Source organism: Pseudomonas sp. 2725, assembly GCF_050434585.1.
Classification (GTDB): domain Bacteria; phylum Pseudomonadota; class Gammaproteobacteria; order Pseudomonadales; family Pseudomonadaceae; genus Aquipseudomonas; species Aquipseudomonas jessenii.
Map to the genome: position 1 here is coordinate 632,974 of NZ_JBNDIV010000004.1, position 25,744 is coordinate 658,717.

Here is a 25,744-nt window from a genome sequence, read left to right on the forward strand (position 1 = left end):
AAACACTCCATTAGATGGAGCGAGGCCAGGCGCCTCGCTCCACCAGAATCAAATACGCCGTGTGGCGTAACGCTTGAGCATGCTCGGAACATCGAGAATCAGCGCGATGCGGCCGTCACCGGTGATGGTGGCGCCGGACATGCCCGGGGTTCCCTGGAGCATTTTGCCCAATGGCTTGATGACCACTTCTTCCTGGCCCACCAGTTGATCGACGACAAAGCCGATCCGCTGCGTGCCCACCGAAAGGATCACCACATGGCCCTCGCGCTGCTCTTCGTGAGCGGCGGAGCTGACCAGCCAGCGTTTGAGATAGAACAATGGCAGCGCCTTGTCCCGCACGATCACCACTTCCTGGCCGTCCACGACGTTGGTGGTCGACAGGTCGAGGTGGAAGATCTCGTTGACGTTCACCAGCGGGAACGCGAACGCCTGGTTACCGAGCATGACCATCAACGTCGGCATGATCGCCAGGGTCAGCGGCACCTTGATGACGATCTTCGAACCCTGGCCCTTGGCCGAGTAGATGTTGATCGAGCCGTTGAGCTGGGAAATCTTGGTTTTCACCACGTCCATGCCCACGCCACGACCCGATACGTCGGAAATCTCGGTCTTGGTCGAGAAACCCGGGGCGAAGATCAGGTTGTAGCATTCGGTGTCGCTCAGGCGATCGGCGGCATCCTTGTCCATAACACCGCGTTTTACCGCGATGGAACGCAGCACGTTCGGGTCCATGCCCTTGCCGTCGTCGGAGATCGACAGCAGGATGTGGTCGCCTTCCTGCTCCGCCGCCAGGATCACCTTGCCACCCCGGGCCTTGCCCGAGGCTTCACGCTCTTCCGGTGACTCGATGCCGTGGTCAACCGCGTTGCGCACCAAGTGGACCAGCGGGTCGGCCAGGGCCTCGACGAGGTTCTTGTCGAGGTCGGTTTCTTCGCCGACCAGCTCCAGGTTGATCTCTTTCTTGAGCTGGCGGGCCAGGTCGCGAACCAGGCGCGGGAAGCGCCCGAAGACTTTCTTGATCGGTTGCATCCGGGTCTTCATGACCGCGGTTTGCAAGTCGGCGGTGACCACGTCGAGGTTCGACACGGCCTTGGACATGGCTTCGTCGCCGCTGTTGAGGCCCAGGCGGACCAGGCGGTTACGCACCAGCACCAACTCGCCGACCATGTTCATGATCTCGTCCAGACGCGCGGTATCGACACGTACGGTGGTCTCGGCTTCGCTCGCCGGCTTTTCCGCCGGTGGCGCGGCCGGGGCACGGGACGATGCCGGTGCAGCAGTTGCCGGGGCCGGCGCTTCGGCTTTTGGCTCGGGGGCCCTGGCCACCGGTTTCGGCGCGGCTGCCTTCGCGGCAGGTGCCGCCACCGAGGCGTTGGCGCCGGTTGCCTTTCCAACCGTCGCGCCCACTTCAGTGAACTTGCCTTTGCCGTGCAATTCGTCGAGCAGCGCTTCGAACTCGTGATCGGAAATCAGATCGCTGCCGGCCGCCACCGCGCTTGGTGCCGCGGGTGCAGGCACAGAAGCAATGGCCGACTCCAGCGCCTCGACAGCAAAATTACCCTTGCCGTGCAGCTGGTCGAGCAGTGCTTCGAATTCGTCGTCAGTAATATCGGAACTGTCGCCAGCCGCTTTCGGGGCTTCTGGCGCAGCCGGTGCCTGGACCACCGCGTCAACGGCGAACTGGCCTTTACCGTGCAGTTGATCGAGCAACGACTCGAACTCGGCATCGGTGATTTCGTCGCTGCCAGCGGCATTGCCGGCAGGCGCTGGAACAGCCGCCGGGGCCTCGGCCTGGGCCTTGACGGCGTTCAGCGAGTCCAGCAGTTGTTCGAATTCATTGTCGGTGATATCGCCCGACTCGCTTTCAGCCACAGGCGCTTCGACCACGGCGACGACAGGTGCGGCAGCCGCCTCGTCAGCCGATTGCGGCTCGGCCAGACGGGCCAGTGCCGCGAGCAGTTCCGGTGTCGCGGCCGTGATCGGGCTGCGTTCGCGGACTTCGCTGAACATGCTGTTCACCGCGTCCAGCGCTTCGAGAACCACGTCCATCAGTTCCGAGTCGACGCGACGCTCACCCTTGCGCAGGATGTCGAACACGTTCTCGGCGATGTGGCAGCACTCCACCAGCTCGTTGAGCTGGAGGAAGCCGGCGCCCCCTTTTACAGTGTGAAAACCGCGAAAAATTGCATTGAGCAAATCCGCATCATCCGGGCGGCTTTCCAGCTCGACCAGTTGCTCGGACAGTTGCTCTAGAATCTCGCCGGCCTCAACCAGGAAATCCTGAAGGATCTCTTCATCGGCGCCGAAGCTCATTAAGGGGGTGCTCCTAAAGGTCTAAAAACCTAAAATGCCTAAAATTCTAAAACCCTAGGCTGGATAGCAAATCGTCCACATCGTCCTGACCGGACACAACGTCTTCTCTTTTATCGGCATGAATCTGCGGACCTTCACCCTGAGAGAGATGTTTTTGTGGATCTTTTTCAGCAAGCATCGCTTCACGGTCATGTTCGATGCCCGCAAATCGGTCCACCTGACTGGCCATCAGCACGAGCTTGAGCAGGTTGCTTTCAACTTCGGTGACCAACTGGGTCACACGCTTGATCACCTGGCCTGTGAGGTCCTGGTAATCCTGGGCGAGCAGGATGTCGTTCAGGTTGCCCGACACCGCGCGATTGTCCGTGCCGCTGCGCGTCAGGAACCCGTCGACCCGCCGGGCCAGTTCACGAAACTCTTCGGCGCCGACTTCGCGACGCATGAAGCGCCCCCAGTCCGCGCTCAACACCTTGGCCTCATCGGCCAGGCCATTGACCAGCGGCGTGGCACTTTCCACCAGATCCATGGTGCGGTTGGCCGCAGCCTCGGTCAGCTTGACCACATACCCCAGGCGCTCGGTGGCGTCGGTGATCTGCGACACTTCTTCGGCCTGCGGCATGTGCGGGTCAATCTGGAAATTGACGATCGCGCTATGCAGTTCGCGGGTGAGCTTGCCTACTTCCTGATACAGGCCGCGGTCACGGGTCTGGTTGAGCTCATGGATCAATTGCACCGCGTCGCCGAACTTGCCTTTTTCAAGGCTCTCGACCAATTCGACGGCGTGTTTTTTCAGGGTCGATTCAAAATCGCCCAATGAAGTTTCGTTATTGCCCATAGCTCCCCCGTGGCGCACTCATCAACCGATGCGTTCGAAAATCTTCTCGATTTTTTCTTTCAACGCCTGGGCCGTGAAGGGCTTGACCACATAGCCGTTAACGCCGGCCTGGGCCGCTTCGATGATCTGCTCGCGCTTGGCTTCAGCGGTCACCATCAGCACCGGCAGGTGCTTGAGCTTTTCATCGGCACGCACGTGGCGCAGCAGATCGATACCGGTCATGCCAGGCATGTTCCAGTCCGTTACCAGAAAGTCGATGCTTCCGCTGTTGAGCACCGGGATGGCGGTAGTGCCATCATCGGCCTCGACGGTGTTGGTGAACCCAAGGTCACGCAGCAGGTTCTTGATGATCCGCCGCATCGTTGAGAAGTCATCAACGATGAGGATTTTCATGTTCTTGTCCAATTCGACCTCCAAGCAGTCTTAAACGCGCCCAGCACCTGGACACGCCATTTCAATCAATCCGGCAAAGCACTCAATGACTGTCTGGAGCACAACAGATCGCGACCGGCGCAGTTCAACACCACACCAGCCTCGTTCGCAGTGTCCCCCACACTGCCTTCAGCGCGCTCGCCACTCCCCCAAACGCCCCCGCAAACGGGCCGCGCACTGGCTGTGTAACTGGCTGACCCGAGATTCGCTGACCCCCAGGACCTCACCGATTTCCTTGAGATTCAACTCTTCGTCGTAGTACAGCGCCAACACCAGTCGCTCACGCTCCGGCAAATTGGCAATCGCATCCGCCAGCGCAGCCTGGAAGCGTTCATCCTCCAGGTCGCGTGACGGCTCGACATGAGCACTCGCGCCATCCTCGTGCAGCCCTTCGTGTTCGCCGTCCTGCAACAGGTCGTCGAAACTGAACAGCCGGCTGCCCAGGGTGTCGTTCAAAATCCCGTAGTAATCGTCGAGACTCAATTGGAGTTCGGCCGCAACTTCGTGATCTTTAGCGTCACGGCCGGTTTTAGCTTCAATCGAGCGAATGGCATCGCTGACCATGCGCGTATTGCGGTGGACCGAACGTGGCGCCCAGTCCCCCTTGCGCACTTCATCGAGCATGGCGCCGCGGATTCGTATGCCCGCGTACGTCTCGAAACTGGCGCCTTTGCCGGCGTCATATTTGGTCGACACTTCAAGCAGGCCAATCATCCCGGCCTGGATCAGGTCTTCGACCTGGACACTGGCCGGTAAACGCGCCAGCAAGTGGTAGGCAATGCGTTTAACCAGCGGCGCGTAACGCTCGATCAGCTCGTACTGCGCATCACGTGCCGACTTCTTGTAGAGGTTGTAGCCGCTGGCTGTCATAGAACAGGTCCTGCTGTCTGCTGCACGAGGCGCTCGACGAAAAACTCCAGGTGCCCGCGCGGGTTGGCAGGCAGCGGCCAGGTATCAACCTTCTGCGCGATGGCCTTGAACGCCAGCGAGCACTTGGAACGCGGGAAGGCCTCGTAGACGGCGCGCTGCTTCTGCACGGCCTTGCGCACGCTTTCGTCGTAAGGCACCGCACCGACGTATTGCAGGGCGACGTCGAGGAAGCGATCCGTGACCTTGGTCAACTTGGCGAACAGGTTGCGTCCTTCCTGCGGGCTCTGGGCCATGTTGGCCAGGACGCGGAAGCGGTTCATGCCGTAGTCGCGATTGAGCAACTTGATCAAGGCGTAGGCATCGGTGATCGAGGTCGGCTCGTCGCACACCACCAGCAGCACTTCCTGGGCTGCGCGGACGAAACTGACTACCGAGTCACCAATGCCCGCAGCGGTGTCGATCACCAGTACGTCGAGGTTATCGCCGATATCACTGAAGGCCTGGATCAGGCCGGCGTGTTGCGCGGGGCTCAGATGCACCATGCTCTGAGTGCCGGATGCGGCCGGAACGATACGGATGCCGCCGGGTCCCTGCAGCAATACATCGCGCAGTTCGCAGCGGCCCTCGATCACGTCGGCCAGGGTACGTTTGGGTGTCAGGCCCAGCAGAACGTCGACGTTCGCCAGTCCCAGGTCGGCGTCCAACAGCATGACGCGCCGGCCAAGTTCGGCCAAAGCCAGGGACAAGTTCACTGACACATTAGTTTTCCCGACGCCACCTTTGCCGCCGGTCACCGCGATCACCTGTACGGGATGCATGCTGCCCATGTTATTTCTTTACCTTGTCTTGCATAGACGGAGGCCACATTACTGGCTGCGCGTTCACAAACGGAACAATGCATGGCAGACCATCGATGTAGGTACAAAAACTGTTCATTATTACCTCAGCCAACCTGCTTGGTCGGGCTGTGGTAGATGTCAGCGAACATGTCAGCCATGGCTTCTTCGCTGGGTTCTTCCTGCATTTGCACGCTCACGGCGCGGCTGACCAATTGATGACGGCGCGGCAGATGCAAATCATCCGGGATCCGCGGGCCATCGGTCAGGTAAGCCACCGGCAGTTCATGGCTGATGGCAAGGCTCAACACCTCACCCAGACTAGCCGTTTCATCCAGTTTAGTCAGAATGCAGCCGGAGAGCCCGCAGCGCTTGTAACTGTGATACGCGGCCGTTAGAACCTGTTTCTGGCTGGTGGTTGCCAGGACCAGATAATTTTTTGATTTGATGCCGCGACCGGCCAGGCTTTCGAGCTGCATGCGCAGCGCCGGATCGCTGGCCTGCAGGCCCGCGGTATCGATCAGCACCACGCGTTTGCGCAGCAACGGCTCCAGGGCCTGCACCAGGGACTGGCCGGGATCGACGTGGGTCACCGACACATTGAGAATGCGCCCCAGGGTCTTGAGCTGTTCCTGGGCGCCGATGCGGAAGCTGTCCATGCTCACCAACGCAATGTTCTGCGCGCCGTACTTGAGCACGTAACGGGCGGCCAGCTTGGCCAGGGTGGTGGTCTTGCCCATGCCGGCAGGGCCTACCATGGCGATCACTCCACCCTCTTCCAGCGGCTCGACTTCCGGAGTAACGATCATGCGCGCCAGGTGCGCCAGCAACATACGCCAGGCCTGACGAGGCTCTTCGATTTCGGTGATCATTGCCAGCAGGTCGCGCGACAGCGGGCCAGACAGGCCGATGCGTTGCAGGCGACGCCAGAGGTTGGCCTGGTCCGGACGGCTGCCTTGCAGCTGATTCCAGGCCAGGGAGCCGAGTTGTACTTCCATGAGTTCGCGCAGGCTGTTGAGCTCGAAACGCATCGAGTCGAACGCGCGCGGGTCCACGCCACCGGACGCTGTCGCAGCGGCTGGCGCGGGGCGACGGGGTTCGGCGTAGGTCGGCTCGATCAGCGGCTCGGCGGCAGTCAACGGCAATCCGGCGAACAGTTGGCGATTGGTTGCATTGTCGCTCTCGCCATCGCCACGCAGGCTCAATTCGGCCTGGGCGGTGACGATCCGCGACTGAGTCTTGCGCAATTCGTCTTCGAGTTCCATGTTCGGAACCCGCGGCGCCAGCGCCGACAACTTGTAATCCAACGCAGCTGTCAGTTCGACCCCCCCGGCGATCCGGCGGTTGCCAATGATGGCGGCATCAGCGCCCAGCTCATCGCGAACCAGCTTCATGGCCTGACGCATATCGGCGGCGAAAAAACGCTTAACTTGCATAAACCACTACCTCAGCCGTTGGGCCCTACTGTCGCAACGATGGTCACTTGCTTGTTGTCAGGGATTTCCTGGTAAGCCAACACATGCAAACCCGGGACTGCGAGCCGGCCAAATCGCGAGAGCATCGCGCGAACCGGACCGGCCACCAGCAGAATCACCGGCTGACCTTGCATCTCCTGACGCTGCGCCGCGTCGATCAACGAACGTTGCAGCTTCTCAGCCATGCTTGGCTCCAGCAGAACGCCCTCTTCAGAGCCTTGTCCTGCCTTTTGCAGACTATTGAGCAATATCTGTTCCAACCTTGGCTCCAGCGTGATAACTGGCAGCTCCGACTCAGTACCTACAATGCTTTGGACGATTGCGCGGGATACGCCAACCCGCACGGCAGCCACCAGCGCGGCGGTATCTTGACTCTTGGCGGCATTGTTGGCGATCGCCTCGGCAATACTGCGGATATCGCGAACAGGCACCTGTTCGGCCAACAGCGCTTGCAGCACCTTGAGCAACTGCGACAGCGAAACCACGCCCGGCACCAGCTCCTCGGCCAGTTTCGGCGAGCTTTTGGCCAGCAATTGCATGAGTTGCTGCACTTCTTCGTGACCGATCAGCTCACTGGAATGCTTGTAGAGTATCTGGTTCAAGTGAGTAGCCACTACTGTACTGGCATCAACCACCGTATAACCGAGGGATTGCGCCTGGGCGCGCTGGCTGATTTCGATCCAGACCGCCTCCAGGCCGAAAGCCGGATCTTTGGCGGTAATGCCGTTGAGCGTGCCGTAGACCTGCCCCGGGTTGATCGCAAGCTCGCGATCCGGGTAAATCTCCGCTTCGGCCAGGATCACTCCCATGAGGGTCAGGCGATAGGCACTCGGCGCCAGGTCGAGGTTGTCGCGGATATGCACCGTGGGCATCAGGAAGCCCAGATCCTGGGACAGCTTCTTGCGCACGCCCTTGATTCGCGCCAGCAACTGGCCGCCCTGGTTGCGGTCCACCAGCGGAATCAGCCGATAACCCACCTCCAGGCCGATCATGTCGATCGGTGTCACGTCATCCCAGCCAAGCTCCTTGGTTTCCTGTGCGCGGGCCGGCGACGGCAGCAACTCCTGCTGGCGCTTGACCTCTTGCAGGGCGTGAACCTTGGCGACGTTCTGCTTTTTCCAGAACAGGTAAGCGCCACCGGCCGCCAGGGCCGCCATGCTCAGGAACGAGAAGTGCGGCATGCCGGGCACCAGGCCCATGACCGCCATCAAACCGGCTGCCACCGCCAGCGCCTTGGGCGAAGCGAACATCTGGCGATTGATTTGCTTGCCCATGTCTTCCGAACCGGACGCACGGGTCACCATGATTGCCGCTGCTGTCGATAACAACAGTGATGGCAATTGCGCCACCAAACCGTCACCGATGGTCAGCAGCGCATACACCTTGCCGGCGTCGCCGAAGGTCATGCCGTGCTGGAAGATACCGACCGCCATGCCGCCGATCAGGTTGATGAACAGGATCAACAGACCGGCGATGGCGTCACCGCGGACGAATTTGCTGGCACCGTCCATGGAACCGTAGAACTCGGCTTCCTGGGCCACTTCCGAACGACGGGCCTTGGCCTGGGCCTGATCGATCAGGCCGGCGTTGAGGTCGGCGTCGATCGCCATTTGCTTGCCGGGCATCGCATCGAGGGTGAAACGCGCGCTCACCTCGGAAATCCGCCCCGCGCCCTTGGTCACCACGACGAAGTTGATGATCATCAAAATCGCAAAGACCACGATACCGACCACGTAGTTACCGCCGATCACCACCTCGCCGAAGGCCTGGATCACCTTGCCGGCCGCCGCATGACCGTCCTGGCCGTGGAGCATCACCACCCGCGTGGAGGCCACGTTCAACGCCAGGCGAAGTAACGTTGCCACCAGCAGAATGGTCGGAAACACCGCGAAATCCAGCGGTCGCAGGGCGTAGACGCACACCAGCAGAACGACGATGGACAGGGCAATGTTGAAGGTGAAGAACACGTCCAGCAGGAACGGCGGCACCGGCAACATCATCATCGCCAGCATGACCAGCAGCAACAGCGGCACGCCCAGATTGCCGCGACTCAAATCGGCAACGTTTGTGCGAGCAGTGTTGAATAACTGAGAGCGATCCACCGGTTTTCCCCGTTCCTTTAAAGCAAACTTTTGACGCCTGAAGCGAGCGCAGAGCGGCTACTGCAAGAAGCTTTCCAACTTTTTGCCGGGAAAGGAATTGAGCGCATGGCACGGGCCTCTGTGACTGACACGGATCCCTGTGGGAGCGAGCCTGCTCGCGATGGCGTCAGCACAGCAAATATCCATGTTGACCGACCCTCCGCTTTCGCGAGCAGGCTCGCTCCCACGGTATTTTCAGTGTTCATGGTTAGCCATAAGTCGCGCAGACTGCCGAACCTATCAGTTCTGCTAGTACCCACCTGCGACTGATCGACCGATACTCAATCGCCCTCCCTTTGAGAATCTGGAGCAGCCCCTATGGAATCCACACAACCCATCCTGCGTTGCCGCTACAGCTATGACCCTCTGGATCGCCTGATCAGCCAATTTGAGCCGGACACCCCTATCCACCAGAGCTTTTATTGCAAAAACCGCCTGACCACTGAAATACAAGGAGCCGTCGGCTACAGCATCGCTCAACACGAAGACCTATTGCTGGCGCAACAAAAAAGCCAGGGAGATGCACGTGAAACCTCATTATTGGCCACCGACTTGCAACGCTCGGTGTTGAATTCGCTCAAGACAAACAATCAACGACAACCTATCGCCTATTCCCCTTATGGTCACCGCACTGCCGAAAGTGGATTGACCAGTTTATTGGGGTTTAACGGCGAACGTCAGGATCCAGTAACTGGACATTACATATTAGGGAATGGGTATCGGGCGTTTAATCCAGTTTTGATGCGATTTATCAGCCCGGATAGTGTTAGCCCATTTGGCGAAGGCGGGTTAAACCCCTATGCATATTGCAAGGGGGATCCCATTAACCACACTGACAATACAGGACACACGCCCGTACTTCCCAATCTAAAATTCCAGACTATAGCAAGCAAAGTTCAAGACATGAATAGCATTAAATTTGCTAGAAAGCTCGGTAGCACTCAATCACCCAAAGTTGATCTCGAAAATATTAATCAGTCGACGAGATTTTCAGGGAGACTCGAGAAAACCTATGCCCCTGTACCCACTAAGATGTCTGATGCCGCTAACAGAATAGAGAGTTCAGCATTTAGCACGCGCGAGAGCCCCATCCCTATTGCGAATTCTTATCAACCTGCAACCCTGAAAGCACTGAGTATAAAAACCATCATTGGAAACAAGGAACTCCACCGGCATGGACGCGCCGTTCTCCCAAAACCTTTGAAGATAGATATCGAAAGAGCGCACATGCAAATAAGCACCCCCCACTTCCCCCACTCCATTATTGAAGAGTTAGTAAATAACCCAATGTTTATTCGCAGGCAAGCATTAAACCAACAAATATGAGAAGGACAGCTACATCTCGAAATTGCAGTCACGCATCCCGCCGCAAATCCGGCGGAATCGGCAAATCATCCTTAAGCGGATCAGGCCGCTTGCCCTTGCCCGCCCGGTACTGTCGAATCTGATAAACGTAAGCCAGCACCTGCGCGACCGCCAGGTAGAGACCGCCGGGAATCTCCTGCTCCAGTTCCGTGGAGTAGTAGATCGACCGCGCCAGCGCCGGAGACTCCAGCAACAGAATCTCGTTGGCCGCAGCGATCTCACGGATCTTCAGGGCCAGGAAGTCGCTCCCCTTGGCCAGCAATACCGGCGCATTACCCTTTTCGGGGTCGTACTTGAGGGCCACGGCGTAGTGGGTCGGGTTGGTGATGACCACGTCGGCCTCGGGAATGGCGGCCATCATCCGTCGCTGGGACATTTCGCGCTGCAACTGACGGATCCGTTGTTTGACCTCCGGTCGCCCTTCCTGGTCCTTGTGTTCATCGCGCACTTCCTGCTTGGTCATCAGCAGCTTCTTGTGGCTTTCCCAAAGCTGCACCGGCACATCCACCGCCGCGATCAGAATCAGCCCGCACGCCATCCACAGGGTGCTCCAGCCCACGACTTGCAGGCTGTGAATAATGGCCATGTCCAAGGGCTCATGGGCGATGCGCAGCAGGTCGTCGATGTCCGACGACAGCACCGCCAGCGCCACGAACAGGATGATGATGAACTTGGCCAGAGCCTTGAGCAGTTCGACCAGCGACTTGGTCGAGAACATGCGCTTGAGGCCGGGACCGGGGTTCAAGCGGCTGAATTTGGGCGCCATGGAACTTGCCGCGAACAGCCAGCCACCCAGGGAAATCGGACCGATGATGGCGGCCAGCACCAACGTGATCATCACTGGCTGGATCGACCACAGGGCAATCTGCCCCGAGCGCATCAGGTAGGTGGCCATGGAGCGCTGATCCAGAATCACCTCCCGCGGCAGCGAGAAGTTGATGCGCATCAGCTCCATCATGTCCTGCGCCATGGCGCCGCCAAAAATCAGCAGCGCCGAGGCACCGACCAGCATGATCGCCAGGGTGTTGAGCTCCTTGGACCGCGCAATCTCACCCTTTTCACGGGAGTCCTGCTTGCGCTTCTCCGTGGGGTCTTCTGTTTTATCCTGACCGCTTTCGCTCTCGGCCATGACTCAGCTCGCCCGTGCCATTTCGCGTAACAACTGCAAGGCCTCGGAGACCAGCGGTTGATACTGATTGAGAATGTCCGCCAGCCCGACCCAGACAATGAACAGCCCAAGCACCAGGATCAGCGGGAAGCCGACAGAGAAAATATTGAGTTGCGGCGCCGCCCGGGTCATGACGCCAAACGCGATGTTGACCACCAGCAACGCGGTGATCGCCGGCAGTACCAGCAACAGCGCCGCACCGAGCACCCAGCCGAGCTTGCCGGCCAGTTCCCAGTAGTGGTTGACCATCAGGCCGCCCCCCACCGGCAACGTGGTGAAACTCTCGGTAAGGATCTCGAACACCACCAGATGACCGTTCATGGACAGGAACAACAGCGTCACCAGCATGGTGAAGAACTGCCCGATCACCGCCGTCGATACGCCGTTGGCCGGGTCGATCATGGAGGCGAAGCCCATGCCCATCTGGATGGCGACGATTTGCCCGGCCACCACAAAGGCCTGGAAGAACAGCTGCAAGGAAAAACCCATCACCGCACCGATGAGAATCTGCTCGGCGATCAGCAGCAACCCGCTAAGGTCCAGGGGATTGACCGGGGGCATCGGTGGCAGGCCCGGCGCGATGACCACAGTGATAGCCAACGCGAAATACAGGCGGATGCGCCGGGGCAGCAAGGTCGTGCCAAACACCGGCATGACCATCAGCAAGGCGCCGACGCGAAACAGCGGCAACATGAACGTCGCCACCCAGGTGCTGATCTGAGTATCGGTCAGTGCAAGCAGTGACATGGCTTAGCCGATGACCTGCGGAATACTGCCGTACAACTGCAGGATGTACTCCATGAAAGTCTGCACCAGCCATGGACCGCCAACGATCAGCGTCACCAGCATCACCAACAGGCGCGGCAAAAAGCTCAGGGTCTGTTCGTTGATCTGCGTGGCGGCCTGAAACATCGCCACCAACAGGCCCACCAGCAAACTCGGAATCACCAGCACGGCGACCATCATGGTGGTCAGCCACAGCGCTTCGCGAAAGATGTCGACCGCAACTTCCGGGGTCATGGCGAGACACCGCCAAAGCTGCTGGCCAGCGTGCCGATGATCAGCGCCCAGCCATCCACCAGCACGAACAACATGATCTTGAACGGCAGGGAAATGATCAGCGGCGACAGCATCATCATACCCATGGCCATCAACACACTGGCCACGACCAGGTCGATGATCAGGAACGGAATGAAGATCATGAAGCCGATCTGGAATGCCGTTTTCAGCTCGGAGGTCACGAAGGCCGGCACCAGGATGGTCAATGGCGCCTGATCCGGCGTCGCGATGTCAGTGCGCTTGGACAGGCGCATGAACAGTTCCAGATCGCTGGTGCGGGTCTGGGCGAGCATGAAGTTCTTGATCGGCACCTGGGCCTTGGCGACCGCATCCTGGGCCGTCAGTTTTTCCGCCAGATACGGCTGCAAGGCGTCCTGGTTCACCCGGTCGAACACCGGCGCCATGATGAACAGGGTCAGGAACAGCGCCATGCCGGTGAGGATCTGGTTCGACGGTGTCTGCTGCAGGCCCAGGGCCTGGCGCAGGATCGAGAAGACAATGATGATCCGGGTGAAACTGGTCATCAGCATGACAAACGCCGGGATAAAACTCAGCGCGGTCATGATCAGCAGGATTTGCAGGCTGACCGAGTATTCCTGCGCACCCTGCGCATTGGTGCCCAGGGTGATGGCCGGGATCGACAACGGATCGGCGGCGAATGCCAGCGGCGCGGCCAGCATCAGGGTCAGCATCAAGGCGATGCGCAGCGCACCCATTACTTCTTATCCTTCTGATCTTTACCCAGCATCTCCAACAGGCGCTGGGCAAATTCCGGCGTCGGCTTCTCGGTACTCGGCACTTGCACCGGCTCCTTGAGCACATGCAATGCAGTGATGTTGCCGGGGCTCAGGCCCAACAGGATCTGCTCGTTGCCGACCTGCACCAGCATCAGGCGGTCGCGAGGCCCCAGCGCGCGGGAACCGACAATCTCGATCACCTGCCCCTTGCCAGCCGGACCGGCCTGCTGGACCCGACGCAGCAACCAGGCGAGGAGGAAGATCAACCCCAGCACCAGCAGCAAGCCGAACACCAGCTGCGTCAGTTGCCCAGCCACACCGCTGCTCACTGCCGGCGCGGCAGCCGTGGTCGCCGTAGCGACAGGCTCAGCCGCCAGCACGCTGAACGGCATCGCCAATACAAACCCGAGAACCCTTTTCACTCAGCGCAGCTTCTTGATGCGTTCGCTCGGGCTGATCACGTCCGTCAGGCGGATGCCGAACTTCTCGTTGACCACCACCACTTCGCCGTGGGCGATGAGCGTGCCATTGACCAGCACGTCCAGCGGCTCGCCGGCCAGGCGATCAAGCTCGATCACCGAACCCTGGTTCAGTTGCAGCAGGTTGCGGATGTTGATGTCGGTGCTGCCCACTTCCATGGAAATCGACACCGGGATATCGAGGATCACGTCCAGGTTCGGGCCTTCGAGGCTCACCGGATCGTTGTTTTTCGGCACGCTGCCGAACTCTTCCATGGGCAGGCGGTTGGACGCGGAACTGCCGGAGTCGGCGGCCAGCAAGGCATCGATATCGGCCTGCCCGGCATCACCGGTTTCTTCCAGGGCTGCCGCCCACTCATCGGCCAGAGCCTGGTCGTCTTGCGTGTTCATTTGTCAGTGTCCTCGGCGAGCAAAAATTCAGAATTCGTTTAATCGCGAATGGGTACGAGCGCCGGTCAACGGCGCTCGATCGGCTCGATCACTTGCAACGCCAGGTTGCCCTTGTGCGAGCCCATCTTGACCTTGAAGGCCGGCACGCCGTTGGCGCGCATGATCATTTCTTCCGGCATGTCGACCGGGATCACATCCCCCGGCTGCATGTGCAGGATGTCGCGCAGGCGCAACTGACGACGAGCCACCGTCGCACCGATCGGCACGTCGACGTCCAGCACGTCCTGGCGCAGGGCGTTGACCCAGCGCTCGTCCTGATCGTCGAGGTCCGACTGGAAGCCGGCGTCGAGCATTTCGCGCACTGGCTCGATCATCGAGTACGGCATGGTCACGTGCAGGTCGCCGCCACCGCCATCGAGTTCGATGTGGAAGGTCGACACCACAATGGCCTCGCTGGGGCCGACGATGTTGGCCATGGCCGGGTTCACTTCCGAGTTGATGTACTCGAAGTTGACTTCCATGATCGCCTGCCAGGCTTCCTTCAAATCGACGAACGCCTGCTCCAGCACCATGCGTACCACACGCAGTTCGGTCGGCGTGAATTCACGCCCTTCGATCTTGGCGTGGCGGCCGTCGCCGCCGAAGAAGTTGTCCACCAGCTTGAACACCAGTTTGGCGTCGAGGATGAACAGCGCGGTGCCGCGCAGGGGTTTGATCTTGACCAGGTTGAGACTGGTCGGCACGTACAGCGAGTGCACGTATTCGCCGAACTTCATCACCTGCACGCCGCCGACCGCCACGTCCGCCGAGCGACGCAGCATGTTGAACATGCTGATGCGTGTGTAGCGGGCGAAACGCTCGTTGATCATTTCCAGGGTCGGCATGCGTCCACGGACGATGCGATCCTGGCTGGTCAGGTCATAGCTTTTGACGCTGCCGGGTTCGGCAGCGTTTTCGGTCTGTACCAGACCATCGTCGACGCCATGCAACAGCGCGTCGATCTCATCCTGGGACAGCAGGTCCTGCACGGCCATGTCGTGTTCCTACTGCAGTACGAAATTAGTGAAAAGCAACTGTTCGATCACCACTTTACCGAGCTCTTTCTGCGCCACTTCCTGGACACTGGCGGTAGCTTTCTGCCGCAGCATTTCCTGGCCGACCGGCGAGGCGAGGGTCGCGAAGTCCTGCCCGGAGAACAGCATCACCAGGTTATTGCGGATCACCGGCATGTGGACCTTGAGCGCCTCCAGATCCGCCTGGTTGCGCGCGAGCATGGTGATGCTCACTTGCATGTAGCGCTGGCGACCGCTCTGGTTGAAGTTGGCCACGAAAGCTGGCGCCATCGCCTCGAAAATCGCTGGCTGCTTGCCGACAGGAGCGGTTTGTTCCACTGCGGCGGCAGGCTTGCTCTGAGCGCTGTGCATGAAGTACCAGGTCGCCCCCACGGACACACCGATCGCCAGCAGCAGGGCCAGCACGATCACGATAATCAGCTTGAGTTTGCCTTTCGTTGCGGGGTCTTTTACTGCTGCGTCGCTCTTCGCCATGCCAATAATCCGTCACTATTCGGGTTTTCACAGTCGCACGGCAAGGCAAGAGCAAGTGTTATGCCAGAAGTATCGGGAAGAGCTGGGCGGACCGGCTTCGATCGGAAGATCACCACGAAGCCACTGTGGGAGCGAGCTTGCTCGCGATGGCATTTTAACAGTCAACATTTTCATCGACTGTTACACCGCTATCGCGAGCAAGCTCGCTCCCACAGGGTTAGGTGTTCGTTTGGTCAGGCGTAGTAATCGACCGCGCTGGAGCCGATCACGCTGGTGGTATTGACCGCCGCTTCAGCGACGCCTGGGGTGATGTCATCATCCATTGAATCGAGGCGACCGCCGCTGGCACTGGTCCGCCCGCTCTGACCTTGCCGGGCTTGTTCCTGCCCCTGCTGCGAACCACGGGACTGGTCCGAAACGTTGACATCGACCTGCCCCATGCCCTGCTGCGCGAACATGTCGCGCAAGCGATGGACCTGCCCATCCAGCGCCTCACGGACGCCCGGATGCGCACTCATGAACGTGACCTGGGTCTGTTGATCGGGAACCATGTTCACCCGAATGTCCAGACGCCCGAGCTCAGCGGGCTGCAACTGGATGTCCGCCGCCTTGAGATTGGCGCTGGACAGGTACATGACCCGGTTCACCACCTCTTCGGTCCACCCGCTCTGGTGCATGGCGATCGGCTGGTTCACCGGCAAGGCATTGGCTGTCTTCGGTGTGGCTGCCTGGGTCAGCGCTGCCAGACGGTTGGCGAAATCATCGACACGGGTGTCGCTGCTGGCGGACTTGAGATCCTTCAGGCCGTCATCGATCAAGCCGCTGAAAGCCTTGTCTTCACCCGGGCTGGTGTCGCTCTTGTCACCCTTAACATCCAACAGGGTCGCCATGCCGGCGGCAAAATTTTGCTCTGGCGTCAGCTCTGCGTCAGCCTGGGCTTGCGCCTGTGTCGGTGCAGTCTTGGGTTGTGCCTGGCTGGAAGCCGATACGTGACCGCCCTGCTCCATCGCCAGGCGCACCGCCGGCAATGCGTCGAGCGGATCGGTCGAGGGATCGAAATCGCCCTCGGCAGTGGCCAGCGCTGGAGCGAGTACAGCCGTAGCCGTAGCGGCAACCGGCGCATCAACGACAGGTTGCACGGTGTCGACCACGGCGGGGGCTACCGGTGCCGATACGATGGATTGCAATGTAGGATCAAGCGCCGGATCCAGCAGTGCGGCGTCAACGACCGGAGCCGGGTCGGCATCTGACGCATCATCGCCAGCGACCTTGTCGCCAGCCTGCACCGAACTCTCGGCAGGCAAGGATTTGCCGCCATCGGCAACCACCGGTTCCTCGGCGGCAGACTTGTCGTCACCTGCGTCTTTGGTTCCGGCAACATCGCTGGTTTTGTCGCGACCCGGCTTGAGCGAGGCATCCGCCAACGCAGTGGGTTTGCCTTGCGCCTGATCGGCGTAGACATCAGCGAAGCTTGCGGCCTTGCCCCCGGGCTCAGAGGTCTGCGCCGGAGGATTGGCGGAGCCAGCTTGAGTCTTGGCCTGCCTGGAGGCCTGAAACAGAATATCGGGGGTAACGGGCATGAAACGGTCTCCGCTGCACGGGGCTCGTAAGTACAGTTGGATGAGTTGACTGCAAAGGTCGAGCCAGTTTCACTCGAAGAGGACCAAATGCAGCGTGTGCTCAGATTTTCGCCGGGCAACGCTGTCGTTCAGCTTCGTACAGAGGCCGGATATCGGCAAATTCGCGGTCGATTTCGCCGACCAACTCCTGAACGGCGGCCCATGGCAAATCTTTGGCCTGCTGTTCAAGTTGACGGCAGAGCTCTGTCAGCCGGAAGGCGCCCATATTGCTGCTGCTGCCCTTGAAGCTATGGGCGGTTTCAACGAGCCGTGCGGCACTGTCAGCTGTTCTCAAGACTTTCAGGCGCTCTTCGGAGTCTGCAAGAAAGACAACCAGCAGATCCGGATAGCCCTCTTCCATCACTTCCTGCAATGCGCTCAGCACGTCGCGATCCACATGTGTGTCGTCCACTTGCTCACTCCTTGATCAAGAATGCGCGGATTATGCCAGAGCCTCCCAGATAAACTCCACGCGTGCACTTCGACCATTGTCGGTCCAGCGGGCATTACGCCCCAACTGGCGGATCAGACTGACCCCACGCCCCGACAGGCGGACGTCTTCCAAAGGTCTTGCGATCACCCGCTCGACATCGAAACCCTTGCCGCTGTCTTCGATGTGAATGGTCAGGCAACCGCCATCGTCCGTTGGCGTCACCTGCAAATGCAACCGTACATAACCATCCAGCAGCTCGTCCAGCCGGGTATTGCGCTCTTGATAATATCGCGCAAAACCCGAGGCATCGCGCTTGAGACTCGAATCCAGCCCCAGCACGCCATGCTCCAGCGCATTGGAGTAGAGCTCCGCCAGCACGCTGTAGAGCGCACCGCTCTGAGCCCGAAGACCATGGACCTCAAGCAACAACTGCAACAGATAGGGTAACGGATTGAAGCGCTTGAGCGTGGCGGCGCGAAACTCGAAACTTACCGACCAGTCCAGCGGGCAGGACTGGCCGCTGTCGGAGTAGACCAACGCCGGCGGAGTGATTTGCGTCGACTCCAGCAGGCTGACTTCGACCATACTGACATCGTCACGCGCTTCACCGCCGAAATGACGCAGCGCCTGCTCGATCTCTTCGAACAGCGCATTCGGATGCCGATTGGCGGCAAACACTTGCTGCAATCGCTGCGCGCCAAACAGTTGATCATTGGCGTCGCAGGTATCGATCACCCCATCGGACAGCAGAAACACTCGATCCCCGAGGGCCATGGGATACACGTCGGTACGCTCATCGAAGGATTCCGGGCTCAGCACACCCAAAGGCAGGTTCCGCGCCGGCAGAGGCGTTCGCTCGCCACTGGCAACGCGATGCAGGTAACCGTCCGGCATGCCGCCATTCCAGACTTCCACCGAACGACGCTGAAAACTCAGGCACAGCAACGTGGCACAGCAGAACATGTCCACCGGCAGGATGCGCTTGAGCTTGGCATTCATCTCGCGCAGGGTTTCCGCCAGGCCATAGCCCTTGGCGGTCATGCCATAGAAGACTTCGGCCAAGGGCATCGCACCCACTGCCGCTGGCAAACCGTGGCCGGTGAAATCGCCCAGCAGCACGTGCATGTCTCCGGCCGGGGTGAACGCGGCCAGCAACAGGTCGCCGTTGAACAGCGCATAGGGCGATTGCAGATAACGGATATTCGGAGCGGCATTCAGGCAGCCGGAGTGCGCCACCTTGTCGAAAACGGCCTTGGCCACACGCTGCTCGTTGAGCAGGTAGTCGTGGTGCCGGGCGATCTGGTCACGCTGTTGCAGCACGGTGTCCTGCAAGCGCCGCAAGCGATCCATCGCCTTGATCTTGGCAGCGAGAATCACCTGGTTGTAGGGCTTGGCCAGAAAGTCGTCACCGCCGACTTCCAGGCAACGGGCCAGGGCTTCGCTTTCGGACAACGACGTGAGGAAGATAATCGGCACCAGGGTTTCCCCGGCCAGAGCCTTGATCTGCCGGGCCGCCTCGAAACCGTCCATCACCGGCATCAGCGCATCCATCAACACCAGGTGCGGTGATTGCTGGCGAAACACCTCGACCGCTTCGGCACCGTTGGCCGCCGTCAGCACTTCGTGCCCCTGGCGGCGCAGAATGCTCGACAACAGCAGGCGATCGGCGGCGCTATCCTCGGCGATCAGGATCGTCAGCGGCTCCAGTGGCTGCATGGCAATCAACTGATGTCGAACAGCTTGTCGAAGTTGGAGATGGCGAGGATCTTGCGCACGTCGGTACTGCTGTTGACGACGCGGATATCGGATTCGTCGCCACCGGCGTGATCACGCAGCAAAAGCAGCATGCCCAGCGCCGAGCTATCGAGGTAAGTGGCGTCTTTCAGGTCGACCACAACCGCCGATATCTCTTTATTTTCGTAGGACTGACGAAATTCCTGATGCTTGGCGAAATCGAATCGTCCCTTGACCGATATCGTCAGTTTTTGCCCATCCGGAGAGACTTCTGTAACGACTGACATTTCATGGCTTCCTTGTCATTGGTAAACCCGCTTGCACAAGGTTTAGCATTTGGTAGAGGTTGGAGCAAGGCGGTAGGTTGTGGTGACTGTCGGATCGTTATCGCTGTAAACCTGACATCCCCGTGCGCTCACAGGTTCATCGCGAGCGAGTTCGCTCCTACAGGTGATCCTGCCGTGGCAGGCGCTGGGACAATTCATCCAACAGTTTCTGTTCGCGCCGGTCTTCAAGCGCCCGCGCCTCATCGGCATAGCGCTGAACCAGCTTGCGCAAGCCTTCGACCCGGGCAAACGCCTGCTGCCAGGTTTCCCGGGCTTTGTTGAGGTTGTTCTGATGCCAGGCCAGGCTTTGCCGCTGCTGGTCGATGGCCGTGCCCAGTTGCGCGAGAAAGCCCTGATAGCCCAGCAACCATTGGCCCGAGACGCCGCCGCTGCCGCGCACGATCCATTGTTCCTGATAGTCGAGACGGAAGGCTTCGAGGTCGGCGAGTTTGCTTTCGGCCAAACGCACTTGCCCCTGAAAGTGCCCCAGGCGCTGGACTGCGGTTTTCTCGGCCTTTTCGGCCATTTCCACCACGGGGGCCAGGCGCCCTGCCCGAGTCTGGGCCATGGCCGGTTAGCCGCCCGCCGCGGGCGCGAAGATCGACGCGAGGTAAGCTTCGCTTTCGCCCAGGCTGATGCTGTCGTTGAGCCCCTGCCGCAGGTATTTGACCAGCTGCGGTTGCAAGGAAATCGCCAGGTCGGTCTCGCGGTCGCCGCCAGCGACGTAGGCGCCGACGCTGATCAGGTCGCGACTCTGCTGATAGCGCGACCACAATTGCTTGAAATACTGCGCTCGCATCATGTGCTCCGGCGACACCACCGCCGGCATCACCCGGCTGATGGATGCCTCGATATCAATGGCCGGGTAATGCCCTTCCTCGGCCAGTCGCCGGGACAGCACGATGTGCCCGTCGAGCACGCCCCGCGCCGAGTCGGCAATCGGGTCCTGCTGGTCATCGCCTTCGGACAGCACGGTGTAGAACGCGGTGATCGAACCACCACCCTTCTCGGCATTACCGGCCCGCTCCACCAGTTTCGGCAGCTTGGCGAATACCGACGGCGGATAACCTTTGGTCGCCGGCGGCTCGCCGATGGCCAAGGCGATTTCCCGCTGGGCCTGGGCGAAACGGGTCAGCGAATCCATCAGCAACAGGACGTTCTTGCCCTTGTCGCGGAAATATTCGGCGATGCGCGTGCAGTACATGGCGGCGCGCAGTCGCATCAGCGGCGCATCGTCCGCCGGGGACGCCACCACTACCGAACGTTTGAGCCCTTCTTCACCGAGGATGTGCTCGATGAATTCTTTAACTTCACGTCCCCGCTCACCGATCAGCCCGACGACGATAATGTCGGCCTCGGTAAAGCGCGTCATCATCCCCAACAACACGGACTTACCGACACCGGTACCGGCGAACAGGCCGAGCCGCTGGCCGCGGCCGACCGTCAACATGCCATTGATGCAACGGATGCCCACGTCCAGCGGTTCGCTGATCGGTTCGCGCTTGAGCGGGTTGATGGTCGGGCCGTCCATTGGCACCCAGTCTTCGGCCTTCATCCCGCCCTTGCCGTCCAGCGCACGACCGGCGCCATCCAGCACCCGCCCGAGCATGCTCATGCCCATGGGCAGGCGACCGGTATCGGCCAAGGGCACCACTCGGGCACCGGGCGCGATGCCGGCGACACTGCCGACTGGCATCAGGAAGACTTTACTGCCGGAGAAGCCCATCACCTCGGCTTCGACCTGCATCGGGTGATAGCTGTCGTCGTTGATGACCATGCAGCGGCTGCCCATAGCGGCGCGCAGACCTTCGGCTTCAAGGGTCAGGCCGACCATGCGCAGCAAGCGGCCTTCGAGGATCGGTGCGCCCTCCAGTCCCGTGGCCTCGGCATAGCTGCCCAGGCGCTTGGCGAAACTGGTGCGTTCAAGGCGCATCGGGAACATCCTGAGCCGGTGCGACCACAGGCTTACTTTCGATCGGCAGTTCCAGGCTCAGGTCCGGCGCGGCCGGGTGCAAGGCCTGCTCGTGCAACTGATCGAACAGCTTGTCCATCACCCGCGCGACACGGGTTTCGACCGTGGCGTCGATGCGGCTGTGTTCTGTCTCGACCCGGCAACCGCCAGGCAACAACGCTTCGTCCTCGACGATGCGCCAGGTTTCTTCATGACGTTCGCGCAGGGCTTTGACCTGTTCGAAATCCTGCGGATTGATGTACAGCCGCACATTGCCCACGCCCAGCGGCAAGAGCTTGAGCGCCTCGCGCATGACGTGTTCGATCTGCGTCGAGTCGATGGCCAGTTCGCGCTGAATCACCTGTCTGGTGATGTGCTGCACGAGGTCGACCAGGGACTTTTCAATCTCGGTGTCCTGTTCGGCAATGGGCTCGAACAGGTGCGTCATCAGTTGCTCCAACGCCGCAATCTTGGCGGTCAGGGCCACCTCGGCTTCCTGACGGACCTTGAGCGTGGTGCTGTGGAAACCTTCCTTCTCACCCACCGCGAAGCCTTCGTTATAGGCTTCCTGGCGAATGCTTTCGAGCTCTTCAAGGGTCAGTGGCTGGACTTCCTCCAGCGGCACTTCCTCCATTTCCGGCGGTTCGGGTTCAGGCTCAGGTTCCGGCTCGGGTTCCGGCGGGTCGAAACTGGGCAGTGCCCAGGTATCGAAACCACTGACATCCCTGGCCCGGATCAGGTCAGTGGGTGCATCATCATTCTTGACCATGGTGTTAGATCATTTCCTCGCCGCCCTTGCCGCCGAGAACGATTTCCCCGGCTTCGGCCATACGGCGGGCGATGGTGAGGATTTCCTTCTGCGCGGTTTCCACGTCGCTGACGCGCACCGGGCCCTTGGCTTCCAGGTCGTCGCGCAACAGTTCGGCGGCACGCTTGGACATGTTCTTGAAGATCTTCTCCTTGACGCCTTCGTCCGACCCCTTGAGGGCCAGCACCAGCACATCGGAGGACACCTCGCGCAGCAGCGCCTGAATCCCGCGGTCGTCGACATCGGCCAGGTTGTTGAACACGAACATGAGGTCTTCGATCTGACCGGACAGGTCTTCGTCGACTTCGCGGATCGAGTCCATGAGCTGGCCTTCGATCGAGCTGTCGAGGAAGTTCATGATGTCCGCCGCGCGTTTGATGCCACCCAGGGTGGTGCGCGAGGCATTCGAGTTGCCGGAGAACTGCTTCTCGAGAATCTGGTTGAGCTCTTTCAGGGCCGCTGGCTGTACGGTGTTCAGCGAAGAGACCCGCAGGATGATGTCGAGCCGCACCTTGTGGTCGAAGTTGCCGAGCACTTCACCGGCCTGGTCCGGATCGAGATACGCCACCACGATCGCCTGGATCTGCGGGTGTTCATAACGGATCACGTCGGCGACGGCGCGCGGCTCCATCCACTTCAGGCTGTCGAGGCCGCTGGTGTTGCCACCGAGCAGGATGCGGTCGATCAGGCCGTTGGCCTTGTCTTCGCCAAGAGCCTGGGTGAGCATCTTGCGCACATAGTCGTCGGAGCCGACGCCCAGGCTGGTCTGGTCGCCGACGATATCGACGAACTCGCTCATCACCTGTTCGACCTGCTCGCGGTGCACATTACCCATCTGGGCCATGGCCACACCCACGCGCTGAACCTCTTTGGGGCCCATGTGACGCAGCACCTGGGCAGCGTCGGTGGACCCCAGGGACAGCAACAGGATTGCGGCTTTGTCGACCTTGGACAGTTTGGCGGCAACGGCTCGGTTATCACTCATCTGCGTTAATCCACTCTTTCACGACCTGGGCCACACGACCCGGGTCTTCTGCCACCAGACTCTTGATTGCGTTCAACTGAGCGTCATAGCCTTCGCTCGGGCTCGGCAACAGGATGCTGGTCGGGCCACCGAGGCTGACACGGTCGTTGGCCAGTTCGCCATCCAGACCGCCCATGCCACCCAACTCGACGTCGCTGCCGATACCGGCCAACTGCTTGCCCTTGCCACCACCGGTAATATTGTTGAGCACCGGACGCAGCACACCGAATACCAGCACCAGAATGAACAGCACACCCAGCACTTGCTTGACGATGTCCCAGAACCACGGCTGGGAGTAGAACGGAATTTCGGCAATCGCTTCACCGCGCTCGGCGGAGAACGGCATGTTGATCACGCTGACGCTGTCACCACGGCTGGCATCGAAGCCGACTGCGTCCTGAACCAGGCGAGTGAAGCGCGCCAATTCATCGGCGCTCCATGGCGCACGGGTGGTTTCGCCGTTGGCCGGATTGATCTTGACCTGATCATCGACCACCACCGACACCGACAGGCGATTCAACCGGCCCTGCTGCTGCTTGGTGTGGCTGATGGATCGGTCGAGTTCGAAGTTCTTGGTCGATTGTTGACGCTTGTCCGCCGGGTACGGAGCGAGCATCGGCTGACCGGTGGCCGGGTCCATGATTTGCTGGCCATTGGCATCAACCAGCGGTTGGCCCGGCTGCACCATGCCGGCTGCCCCCGGAGGGCCGCCGGTGGTTTGCGGCGCGGAGGCCGGCGCTGGAGGCTGGTTGCTCAAGGCACCCGGCACGCCTTGCGGGCCATTGCTGGCGGTACGTTGTTCGTTGACCGACTGCTCGCTGCGCAACGCCGGTTGATCCGGGTTGAATTGCTCGGAAGTCGATTCGACCGCACTGAAATCCACGTCGGCCGAGACTTCGGCCTTGTAACGGTCGTTGCCCAGCACCGGCTGCAGGATGTTGTGCACGCGCTGAGTGAGCATGCTTTCCATGCGACGACTGTAGTCGAACTGCTTGCCAGCCATGGTCAGTTCGGAGTTTTCCGCCTGATCGGAGAGCAGGTTGCCCTTCTGGTCGACCACGGTGATCTGCGATTTGCTGAGTTCGGGAACGCTGGTCGCTACCAGATTGATGATGGCAACGACCTGGCCTGGCTCGAGGGAGCGACCGGAATAGAGTTCAACCAGAACCGAAGCGCTCGGCTTGCGCTCGTCGCGCACGAACACCGAACTTTTCGGGATCGCCAGGTGTACGCGGGCGCCCTTGACGTTGTTCAGGCTGGAAATGGTGCGGGCCAGTTCGCCTTCGAGGCCGCGACGGTAGCGGGTCGCTTCCATGAACTGGCTGGTGCCAAGCCCCTGCTCCTTGTCGAGGATTTCAAAACCGATGTTGCCGTCGCTGGGAGTGACACCAGCGGCCGCGAGCTTGAGCCGCGCTCGGGACAGGTCATCGGCCTTGACCAGCAAGGCACCGGAATTGGGTTCGACGGTGTACGGGATATCGGCGGAGGCCAGGGTATCCATGACCTGCTTGGCGTCCATGCCGGCAAGGCTGCCGTACAGAGGCCGGTAGTCCGGTTGCTGGGACCACAACACCACGGCAAAACCAATCGCCACGCTCGCCGCCAGGCCGACCAACAGGCCCACCTGACGCAACATGGTCATCTCGGAGAGGTTTTCCAGGAAGGACAACCCGAACAGCGGCGGTTTGCCGTCTATTGGAGTGGCCTTGGCCGGAACGTTATCGGCGACTGCTTCTGCCATGACTCAATCTCGTCCTTTAAACCGGCATCTGCATGATGTCTTGGTAGGCCTGAACCAGTTTGTTGCGCACCTGGGTCAATGCCTGGAAGGACACGCTGGCTTTCTGCGATGAGATCATCACGTCTGTAAGATCGACGCCGCTTTTGCCGATTTCGAACGCACTGGCCAACTGCGTGGAAGCCTGTTGGGTGTCGTTCACTTTATTGACGGCCTGACCGAGCATGTCGGAAAAGCTGCTGCCCGACACTTCAGGAACGGCAGTCGATTTCGGCGCAGACATGGCATCCATTTGCATGGCGCGCATATCCAGCATCAACCGATTGAATTCAATACCTTGGCTCATGGTTTCTCTCTTTGACGACCCGCAATTTTTTGACACTCACTCGGCGGGTCATGAGGTGTTAGCAACAAGGGTGCCAGCTCCATGGCCTTGTTTCACAAAAGCCCTTCTCATCGCCGCT

General features: G+C 60.2%; 26 protein-coding genes. 1 reads left to right on the top strand and 25 read right to left on the bottom strand.

Translation table 11 applies throughout. From position 1 onward, the window contains the following. Positions 1 to 48: 48 nt before the first annotated feature. The 7 genes from ABIE16_RS14345 to flhA form a co-directional block, all read right to left on the bottom strand. A complete protein-coding gene (locus ABIE16_RS14345; protein WP_218497103.1) occupies positions 49 to 2,313 on the bottom strand; it encodes a chemotaxis protein CheA in 2,265 nt (754 codons plus the stop codon). A 46-nt stretch (positions 2,314 to 2,359) separates the two neighbouring features. After that, entirely contained in the window at positions 2,360 to 3,148 is a 789-nt protein-coding gene (locus ABIE16_RS14350; RefSeq protein ID WP_008052267.1) for a protein phosphatase CheZ, read from the bottom strand. Between the two features lie 21 nt (positions 3,149 to 3,169). Next, on the bottom strand, positions 3,170 to 3,541 hold the full coding sequence (locus ABIE16_RS14355; RefSeq protein ID WP_003183998.1) for a chemotaxis response regulator CheY: 372 nt from the start codon (positions 3,539 to 3,541) through the stop codon (positions 3,170 to 3,172). Between the two features lie 168 nt (positions 3,542 to 3,709). Further along, positions 3,710 to 4,450 (bottom strand): RNA polymerase sigma factor FliA, encoded by a 741-nt coding sequence (fliA, locus tag ABIE16_RS14360; protein ID WP_057715873.1) that lies wholly within the window; start codon positions 4,448 to 4,450, stop codon positions 3,710 to 3,712. Next, a complete protein-coding gene (fleN, locus tag ABIE16_RS14365) occupies positions 4,447 to 5,277 on the bottom strand; it encodes a flagellar synthesis regulator FleN (RefSeq protein WP_008001746.1) in 831 nt (276 codons plus the stop codon). Before fleN ends, fliA begins: the two co-directional genes overlap by 4 nt. Before the next feature lie 116 nt (positions 5,278 to 5,393). Then, the gene (flhF, locus tag ABIE16_RS14370; protein ID WP_429521403.1) at positions 5,394 to 6,722 is read right to left on the bottom strand and encodes a flagellar biosynthesis protein FlhF; all 1,329 of its coding nucleotides are present in this window, start codon (positions 6,720 to 6,722) and stop codon (positions 5,394 to 5,396) included. 11 nt (positions 6,723 to 6,733) lie between these two features. Beyond that, complete coding sequence (gene flhA, locus ABIE16_RS14375) at positions 6,734 to 8,863, bottom strand: flagellar biosynthesis protein FlhA (protein WP_057715875.1); 2,130 nt, start codon at positions 8,861 to 8,863, stop codon at positions 6,734 to 6,736. A 357-nt stretch (positions 8,864 to 9,220) separates the two neighbouring features. Between flhA and ABIE16_RS14380 the strand changes: the two genes are divergently transcribed. Further along, complete coding sequence (locus ABIE16_RS14380) at positions 9,221 to 10,228, top strand: RHS repeat-associated core domain-containing protein (RefSeq protein WP_218497097.1); 1,008 nt, start codon at positions 9,221 to 9,223, stop codon at positions 10,226 to 10,228. Between the two features lie 28 nt (positions 10,229 to 10,256). Here ABIE16_RS14380 and flhB read toward each other — a convergent pair whose 3' ends face one another. The 18 genes from flhB to fliE form a co-directional block, all read right to left on the bottom strand. Then, positions 10,257 to 11,396 carry a flagellar biosynthesis protein FlhB gene (gene flhB / locus ABIE16_RS14385; protein WP_218497095.1) on the bottom strand — a complete coding sequence of 380 codons (1,140 nt, stop codon included), beginning with the start codon at positions 11,394 to 11,396 and terminating at the stop codon, positions 10,257 to 10,259. A gap of 3 nt (positions 11,397 to 11,399) precedes the next feature. Then, on the bottom strand, positions 11,400 to 12,182 hold the full coding sequence (fliR, locus tag ABIE16_RS14390; protein WP_429521404.1) for a flagellar biosynthetic protein FliR: 783 nt from the start codon (positions 12,180 to 12,182) through the stop codon (positions 11,400 to 11,402). Between the two features lie 3 nt (positions 12,183 to 12,185). Next, positions 12,186 to 12,455, bottom strand: coding sequence for a flagellar biosynthesis protein FliQ (fliQ, locus tag ABIE16_RS14395; protein WP_015096238.1), 270 nt, complete (start codon positions 12,453 to 12,455; stop codon positions 12,186 to 12,188). Then, positions 12,452 to 13,210: a flagellar type III secretion system pore protein FliP gene (gene fliP / locus ABIE16_RS14400; protein ID WP_057715878.1), complete on the bottom strand. Its 759-nt coding sequence runs from the start codon at positions 13,208 to 13,210 to the stop codon at positions 12,452 to 12,454. The genes fliQ and fliP overlap by 4 nt, the downstream gene beginning before the upstream one ends. Next, positions 13,210 to 13,623, bottom strand: a complete 414-nt coding sequence (gene fliO / locus ABIE16_RS14405; RefSeq protein ID WP_102669727.1) for a flagellar biosynthetic protein FliO — start codon at positions 13,621 to 13,623, stop codon at positions 13,210 to 13,212. The genes fliP and fliO overlap by 1 nt, the downstream gene beginning before the upstream one ends. 30 nt (positions 13,624 to 13,653) lie before the next feature. Next, positions 13,654 to 14,100, bottom strand: coding sequence for a flagellar motor switch protein FliN (gene fliN, locus ABIE16_RS14410; RefSeq protein ID WP_057398370.1), 447 nt, complete (start codon positions 14,098 to 14,100; stop codon positions 13,654 to 13,656). Between the two features lie 65 nt (positions 14,101 to 14,165). Further along, positions 14,166 to 15,134, bottom strand: a complete 969-nt coding sequence (fliM, locus tag ABIE16_RS14415; protein WP_015096242.1) for a flagellar motor switch protein FliM — start codon at positions 15,132 to 15,134, stop codon at positions 14,166 to 14,168. A gap of 9 nt (positions 15,135 to 15,143) precedes the next feature. Next, positions 15,144 to 15,647, bottom strand: a complete 504-nt coding sequence (fliL, locus tag ABIE16_RS14420; RefSeq protein ID WP_429521405.1) for a flagellar basal body-associated protein FliL — start codon at positions 15,645 to 15,647, stop codon at positions 15,144 to 15,146. Positions 15,648 to 15,880: 233 nt separating this feature from the next. Continuing rightward, a complete protein-coding gene (locus tag ABIE16_RS14425; protein WP_429521406.1) occupies positions 15,881 to 17,227 on the bottom strand; it encodes a flagellar hook-length control protein FliK in 1,347 nt (448 codons plus the stop codon). 100 nt (positions 17,228 to 17,327) lie between these two features. Further along, the gene (locus ABIE16_RS14430; protein ID WP_057715882.1) at positions 17,328 to 17,678 is read right to left on the bottom strand and encodes an Hpt domain-containing protein; all 351 of its coding nucleotides are present in this window, start codon (positions 17,676 to 17,678) and stop codon (positions 17,328 to 17,330) included. Positions 17,679 to 17,708: 30 nt separating this feature from the next. After that, a complete protein-coding gene (locus ABIE16_RS14435) occupies positions 17,709 to 19,415 on the bottom strand; it encodes an ATP-binding SpoIIE family protein phosphatase (RefSeq protein ID WP_407515198.1) in 1,707 nt (568 codons plus the stop codon). 5 nt (positions 19,416 to 19,420) lie between these two features. Next, on the bottom strand, positions 19,421 to 19,720 hold the full coding sequence (locus ABIE16_RS14440) for an STAS domain-containing protein (RefSeq protein ID WP_150813419.1): 300 nt from the start codon (positions 19,718 to 19,720) through the stop codon (positions 19,421 to 19,423). 157 nt (positions 19,721 to 19,877) lie between these two features. After that, entirely contained in the window at positions 19,878 to 20,327 is a 450-nt protein-coding gene (gene fliJ, locus ABIE16_RS14445) for a flagellar export protein FliJ (protein ID WP_090453830.1), read from the bottom strand. A 6-nt stretch (positions 20,328 to 20,333) separates the two neighbouring features. Next, complete coding sequence (gene fliI, locus ABIE16_RS14450; RefSeq protein ID WP_057715886.1) at positions 20,334 to 21,692, bottom strand: flagellar protein export ATPase FliI; 1,359 nt, start codon at positions 21,690 to 21,692, stop codon at positions 20,334 to 20,336. Further along, complete coding sequence (fliH, locus tag ABIE16_RS14455) at positions 21,682 to 22,479, bottom strand: flagellar assembly protein FliH (RefSeq protein WP_340315034.1); 798 nt, start codon at positions 22,477 to 22,479, stop codon at positions 21,682 to 21,684. The genes fliI and fliH overlap by 11 nt, the downstream gene beginning before the upstream one ends. A 4-nt stretch (positions 22,480 to 22,483) precedes the next feature. After that, positions 22,484 to 23,503, bottom strand: coding sequence for a flagellar motor switch protein FliG (gene fliG, locus ABIE16_RS14460; RefSeq protein ID WP_007983391.1), 1,020 nt, complete (start codon positions 23,501 to 23,503; stop codon positions 22,484 to 22,486). Continuing rightward, complete coding sequence (fliF, locus tag ABIE16_RS14465) at positions 23,496 to 25,283, bottom strand: flagellar basal-body MS-ring/collar protein FliF (protein ID WP_429521407.1); 1,788 nt, start codon at positions 25,281 to 25,283, stop codon at positions 23,496 to 23,498. The genes fliG and fliF overlap by 8 nt, the downstream gene beginning before the upstream one ends. Positions 25,284 to 25,299: 16 nt before the next feature. Further along, positions 25,300 to 25,626, bottom strand: coding sequence for a flagellar hook-basal body complex protein FliE (gene fliE, locus ABIE16_RS14470; protein ID WP_057715889.1), 327 nt, complete (start codon positions 25,624 to 25,626; stop codon positions 25,300 to 25,302). Between the last annotated feature and the right edge of the window lie 118 nt (positions 25,627 to 25,744).